Origin of the sequence: Vulcanococcus sp. DEBay_Sum22DG08_74 (genome assembly GCF_017852955.1) — a bacterium.
Lineage (GTDB): Bacteria > Cyanobacteriota > Cyanobacteriia > PCC-6307 > Cyanobiaceae > Vulcanococcus.
The window spans coordinates 1-5076 of the sequence record NZ_JAFMKL010000113.1; the positions used below are offsets into that span (position 1 = coordinate 1).

Sequence of the window (5076 nt, forward strand, 5' to 3'; positions counted from 1 at the left end):
AAGGGCAGCAACGGCTGCACCGACTCCGAATTCGGCGCCCACCAGACTCATGCCGCTGATTCCCCCTGGTGCGGCTCCCAAGAGGGCGATGAGCGGGTCCATTCCCAGCAGACGGCTGCACCAGAGCCCCACCACCAGGCCGGTCATCACCAGGGTGAGCGTGATCAAAAGAGCTGGCCGCCAGAGCTGCCTGAGCTCGCTGAAGGCCGTCGCCGTCAATCCGGTGCCGATGACGGTGCCAATGCCAATTTCCAGGGCAGTCCGGGTGCCTGCGGGCCAGTTGGCGGCCTCGAGCTTGCCGCTCATGCTCAGCAGTCCCGCTCCCAGCAGCGCGCCAGCGAGGGGTGCGGCGGGGATCCCCGTGCGCAGCGCCAGCAAACCGCCGCCAATGCCCGCCAGGACATAGGCCAGCAGGTGGAGGCTTGATGGCATCGCCGGGCTGCCCTGGAATGCCTTCAGTCTGCTTGGCCGCTTGGGCTTGAGAACTGCCCAGGGCTGTGGTGTTATCGGGCGAGTTGAACCCTGTCCATGGCTGGCGAATCGGTCTCGTTTCGCATCACGCGCACCACAGAGGACCTCGCTCAGACCGTCGCGGCCCTCTCGCAGCGGCTGGTGAAGTTGGAGCAGCGCCTCAATGCGATGGAGCTGCAACTGGACCAGGTCTCCTTTGTTGAGACGCCTGATCCTGAGGAGCTGAGCCGTCTCGACCATGTGGAGACGCTGTTGGCCGACTGCCGCAGCCTCCTGCAGGACGGCGTGAGCGAGGAGGAGGTCCCTGCGTCGGTGAATCCTCACGAGGATGAGTTCATGGCTGCATGACCCCTTGCGCCGGGGGCACAATGGAAAGAAAGCGAACCATGGCCTTCTCCAACAGCCATCGCTCTGTTCCCGTTGCTCCTGCCGCCTCGGGTACACCTGCCTGTGCCAGCCGTTCTTTTGCTGAGGGCGGCCATCAGCTCGAGAAACTCGAGTTCGCCCTCGCCGTCGCCATCACCCGTGGTGATGCTTCAAGAGTGAGGCAACTGCGTGATCAGATCGCAGCACTGGGCGGCAATCGCGAGGAACCGGGCACCTAAAACCACTCGGCCGATCCGTTTCAGTTGTGTCAGGGCAGCCCCACCGTTCGGGGTCGCTTGAACGTGGCGACTAATATTTATTCAGGCAAGATCAAATAAATGCAAGCCAGCCAGCAGGCACCTGTAGCCGAGCGACGAGACGATTTGATGCGTGCAGCCGCCGCTTTTTCGGCTTCGGCTGAGCAGGCCGCATCAAGCGGTGAAATTGAACAGTCAGCGCGCGATATTCTCCGTTCCCTCGATTGCGAGCGCCGCGCAGGAAGCGTGGGGCCGCAGGTGATGCAGCTGATTAAGCCCAGAAACTAATTCTCAAGCGGATGACCGGGCTCGAACCGGCGACGTTCAGCTTGGGAAGCTGACATTCTACCACTGAATTACATCCGCAATTTGATAGTCAAAAGCCGTGATCAAGGCTTTTCTCTATCTCAACCAACCTAGCAAGGGAGCCCTGCTGAAGGGGCTCCCCTGTGGTCGCCTGCTTCAGCTGGCCAGGGCGGCTGCGCAGGCTGCCACGCCAGAACCAGGGGTCCCCTTGTGCAGTCCGAGTTCCTGCAGGGTGGCTTCAATCGCTGCGACGGCGGTCAGCACATCGCGATCGCAAACGAAGCCCAGGTGGCCGATGCGGAAGACCTTGCCCTTGAGGTGGTCTTGGCCACCGGCCAGAAGGATGTCAAAGCGATCCTTGACCTTCTTGCGAAGGGTCTCGGCATCGATCCCCTCGGGAGCCACGGCGGTGATGGCCGGGCTGCCGCAGCCTTCGGCGGCATAGAGGGGCAGGCCGATGGCCTTCATGCCCGCTTGGGCGGCGGCGCGATGACGAGCATGGCGGGCAAAGATGCCCTCGAGCCCTTCGGCCTGCATCATCTCGAGCGCCGCTTCCAGGGCGAAGTAGAGGTTGATCGCCGGGGTGAAGGGGTTGCTGTTGGCTTGCGCCGATTTCCGGTACTTGCCCAGATCCAGATAGAACTTCGGCAGGTCGGAGCGGCCGTAGGCCTCCCAGGCCTTGTCGCTCATGGCCACGAAGGCCAGACCCGGGGGCATCATGTAGCCCTTCTGGGACCCGGATCCGATGATGTCGATCCCCCAGGCGTCCATGGGCACGTTGCAGGCGCCGAGGCTGGTGACGCAGTCAGCGATCGTCAGCGCTGTGCCATGGGCTTTGACGTGCTTGGCGATGGTCTCGAGGTCATTGATGACCCCGGTGGAGGTTTCCGAGTGGGTCAGGATCACGGCCTTGATCGCCTTGCTGGAGTCGGCCTCCAGGGCGGCACGGAATGCCTCGGGATCCAACGGGGAGCCCCACTCCGCCTTGATCACCTCCACCTCCAGGCCGTAGGCCTGAGCCACCTTCACCCAGCGCTCGCCAAATTTGCCGTTATCGCCGCAGAGGACCTTGTCCCCTTTGCTCAGCACATTGATGATTCCGGCTTCCATGGCGGCGGTGCCGCTGCCGGTGATCACCAGAACGTCATTGCTGGTTTGATGCAGCCACTTGAGTTGGGCGGTGGTGCGCTCAACGATCTTCTGGAAGTCCGCGCTGCGGTGTCCAATGGGGTGACGCCCCATGGACTGCAGGACGCTTTCCGGCACCGGTGTGGGGCCGGGGATCATCAGAGTCAGCTTGTCCTGCATGGTGGGTGAGCCGGGGCGATCGCTGCCCGTTGGATCAGCAGCGCAATCGACCAACATAAAAAACGGACCTCACCCTTCCCTGGCCCATGGCTGAGTGCGGCTACACCCTGCCGGTCTGGGTTGCGGCTGCAGCGGTCGCGGCGGTTCGAGAGTTGCTTGGCCAGCCTTTTCAAGCGCAGGTTCCGCTCCTGCTGGATCCAGAAGCGGGCCTTGAAGCCACGGTGATTCCGGTCCAGGCCGCCGCACGGTTGGGCCCGGGGCGGGCCTTGGCCACCAGTTGCTGTGACCCCGGAGAGGTGCTGGACCTCACCCGCGGCCTGCAGGTTTGGGTGGAGGCCAGTTGGACGGATGCTGAGGGGGAACAGCCTTGGCTGGAGTTGCTGGCTGGGGAGGGCGTGGGTGTGCACGCAGCTTCCGGCGAGGCCTGCCTCTCGGCCTATGCCAGGCAATTGCTCGAGAGCAACCTTCGCCCGCTCCTGCTGGATCGCCGGGGTTTGCGGCTGACGCTCACCTTCCCGGAGGGGCGCCAACGGGCGGCGCGCACCAGCAATGCGGCCTTTGGTGTGGTGGATGGTTTGGCCCTGATTGGGACCCAGGCCCTGGTGCAGCGCAGTGCCGCGCCTGATCAACTGGACCAGGCCCGTCAGGAGTTGGCGCGTCGCAGTCAGGAGCCGGGCTGGAGCGGCGATCTGGTGCTCGTCTTGGGGGAAAACGGGCTGGATCTGGCCCCGCAGCAGGGGCTGCCTCCTGGCCTGTTGCTCAAGGCTGGCAACTGGATTGGACCGCTGCTGGTGGCTGCCGCTGAGGCAGGGGTCAGGCGCCTGCTCTTGTTTGGCTACCAGGGCAAGTTGATCAAGCTGGCGGGGGGCATCTTTCACACCCATCACCATCTGGCCGATGGGCGCTTGGAGATCCTGGCGGCCCAGGCGGCCCAGCACGGGTGTTCCCTGGAGCAGATCCGGCTGCTTCTAGAGGCGGCCGGCGTTGATCAGGCCATCGCTGCGTTGGCCGAGCGTGATTCCGCCCTGGCCACTGGCTTGCAGCAGCGCTTGGCCGCCGTGATTGAGCAGCGGGCAGGGGCCTACCTGGCCAAGCACCATGACGCGGCTCCCCAGCTTGGCGCTGTCCTGTTTGATCGCAGCCGCAGCATCTGTGCCTGCGGCCCGGTCGGGGCTGCGCTGCTGGAGGGCTTTCGGGCCTGAGATCTAGGGTGATCTGAATGCCTGGGCCACAGCTGCTGGCCGCTCCATGTCAGACGTGACTCCAACCTCAATCGGTGAAACCAATCGTCATCCGGCGATTGTGATCCTTGATTTTGGTTCTCAATATTCCGAGCTGATCGCCCGTCGGGTCAGGGAAACCGAGGTGTATTCCCTGGTGATGGGGTACTCCACCAGCGCGGCTGAATTGAAGGCGCTGAATCCCAAGGGGATCATCCTGAGTGGTGGTCCCAGCTCGGTGTATGCCGAGCACGCCCCGAAGTGCGATCCAGAGATTTGGGATCTGGGCATTCCGGTCCTGGGGGTTTGCTACGGCATGCAGCTGATGGTGCAGCAGCTGGGCGGCTCTGTGGTGGCTGCCGGCCGCGCCGAGTACGGCAAGGCACCTTTATTTGTCGACGACCCCACCGACCTGCTCACCAACGTCGACGAGGGCTCGACGATGTGGATGAGCCATGGCGACTCCGTCGAGCGCTTGCCCGAAGGCTTCGTCCGTCTGGCCCACACCGAGAACACGCCTGAGGCCGCCGTCGCGGATCACCAGCGGCGTCTCTACGGCGTTCAGTTCCACCCCGAAGTGGTCCATTCCGAATGCGGAATGGCCCTGATTCGCAACTTCGTCTATCACGTTTGCGGCTGCCTGCCGGATTGGACGACGGCCGCCTTCATCGATGAGGCGGTGGCGGATGTGCGCCGTCAGGTTGGCGATAAGCGCGTTCTGCTCGCCCTCTCCGGTGGTGTCGACTCCTCCACCCTCGCCTTCTTGCTGCACAAGGCGATTGGAGATCAATTGACCTGCATGTTCATTGATCAGGGCTTCATGCGTAAAGGGGAGCCTGAATTCCTCATGGACTTCTTCGACAAGAAGTTCCACATCAGGGTCGAGTACATCAACGCCCGTGAGCGCTTCATCAACAAACTCGCTGGGGTCACCGATCCCGAGGAGAAGCGCAAGCTGATTGGCACCGAATTCATTCGGGTTTTCGAGGAAGAGAGCAAGCGCCTTGGGCCCTTTGATTACCTCGCCCAGGGAACTCTGTATCCCGATGTGATCGAGAGCGCTGGCACCAACGTCGATCCCAAAACGGGCGAGCGGGTGGCGGTGAAGATCAAGAGCCACCACAACGTGGGTGGCCTGCCCAAGGATC

The 5076-nt window shown here is 63.2% G+C and carries 6 protein-coding genes and 1 tRNA gene; 4 read left to right on the forward strand and 3 right to left on the reverse strand.

What is annotated here, in order from left to right; all coding sequences use genetic code 11:
- Positions 1 to 432 (reverse strand): AbrB family transcriptional regulator (locus QZ184_RS09955; RefSeq protein ID WP_296419398.1); only part of this gene is annotated, 432 nt, incomplete at its 3' end.
- Positions 433 to 528: 96 nt separating this feature from the next.
- Here QZ184_RS09955 and QZ184_RS09960 point away from each other — a divergent pair.
- Together QZ184_RS09960 and QZ184_RS09965 are read left to right on the forward strand one after the other, a co-directional pair.
- On the forward strand, positions 529 to 819 hold the full coding sequence (locus QZ184_RS09960) for a hypothetical protein (RefSeq protein WP_247476609.1): 291 nt from the start codon (positions 529 to 531) through the stop codon (positions 817 to 819).
- A 38-nt stretch (positions 820 to 857) separates the two neighbouring features.
- The gene (locus QZ184_RS09965; RefSeq protein WP_010313945.1) at positions 858 to 1076 is read left to right on the forward strand and encodes a hypothetical protein; all 219 of its coding nucleotides are present in this window, start codon (positions 858 to 860) and stop codon (positions 1074 to 1076) included.
- Positions 1077 to 1388: 312 nt separating this feature from the next.
- Here the strand turns inward: QZ184_RS09965 and QZ184_RS09970 are convergent.
- Positions 1389 to 1460, reverse strand: a tRNA-Gly gene (locus QZ184_RS09970).
- Between the two features lie 96 nt (positions 1461 to 1556).
- Positions 1557 to 2708: an alanine--glyoxylate aminotransferase family protein gene (locus QZ184_RS09975; protein ID WP_296415558.1), complete on the reverse strand. Its 1152-nt coding sequence runs from the start codon at positions 2706 to 2708 to the stop codon at positions 1557 to 1559.
- 86 nt (positions 2709 to 2794) lie between these two features.
- Here QZ184_RS09975 and cbiD point away from each other — a divergent pair, with 86 nt between their 5' ends.
- Both cbiD and guaA read left to right on the forward strand, forming a co-directional pair.
- Entirely contained in the window at positions 2795 to 3910 is a 1116-nt protein-coding gene (cbiD, locus tag QZ184_RS09980; protein ID WP_296419400.1) for a cobalt-precorrin-5B (C(1))-methyltransferase CbiD, read from the forward strand.
- 46 nt (positions 3911 to 3956) lie between these two features.
- Positions 3957 to 5076 (forward strand): glutamine-hydrolyzing GMP synthase (gene guaA, locus QZ184_RS09985; protein WP_296419402.1); only part of this gene is annotated, 1120 nt, incomplete at its 3' end.

Excerpts from the sequence above, each read along its gene's own strand:
- QZ184_RS09965 (WP_010313945.1), top strand. The coding sequence starts at position 858 with ATGGCCTTCTCCAACAGCCATCGCTCTGTTCCCGTTGCTCCTGCCGCC.
- cbiD (WP_296419400.1), top strand. The coding sequence starts at position 2,795 with ATGGCTGAGTGCGGCTACACCCTGCCGGTCTGGGTTGCGGCTGCAGCG.
- QZ184_RS09975 (WP_296415558.1), bottom strand. The coding sequence starts at position 2,708 with ATGCAGGACAAGCTGACTCTGATGATCCCCGGCCCCACACCGGTGCCG.
- QZ184_RS09960 (WP_247476609.1), top strand. The coding sequence starts at position 529 with ATGGCTGGCGAATCGGTCTCGTTTCGCATCACGCGCACCACAGAGGAC.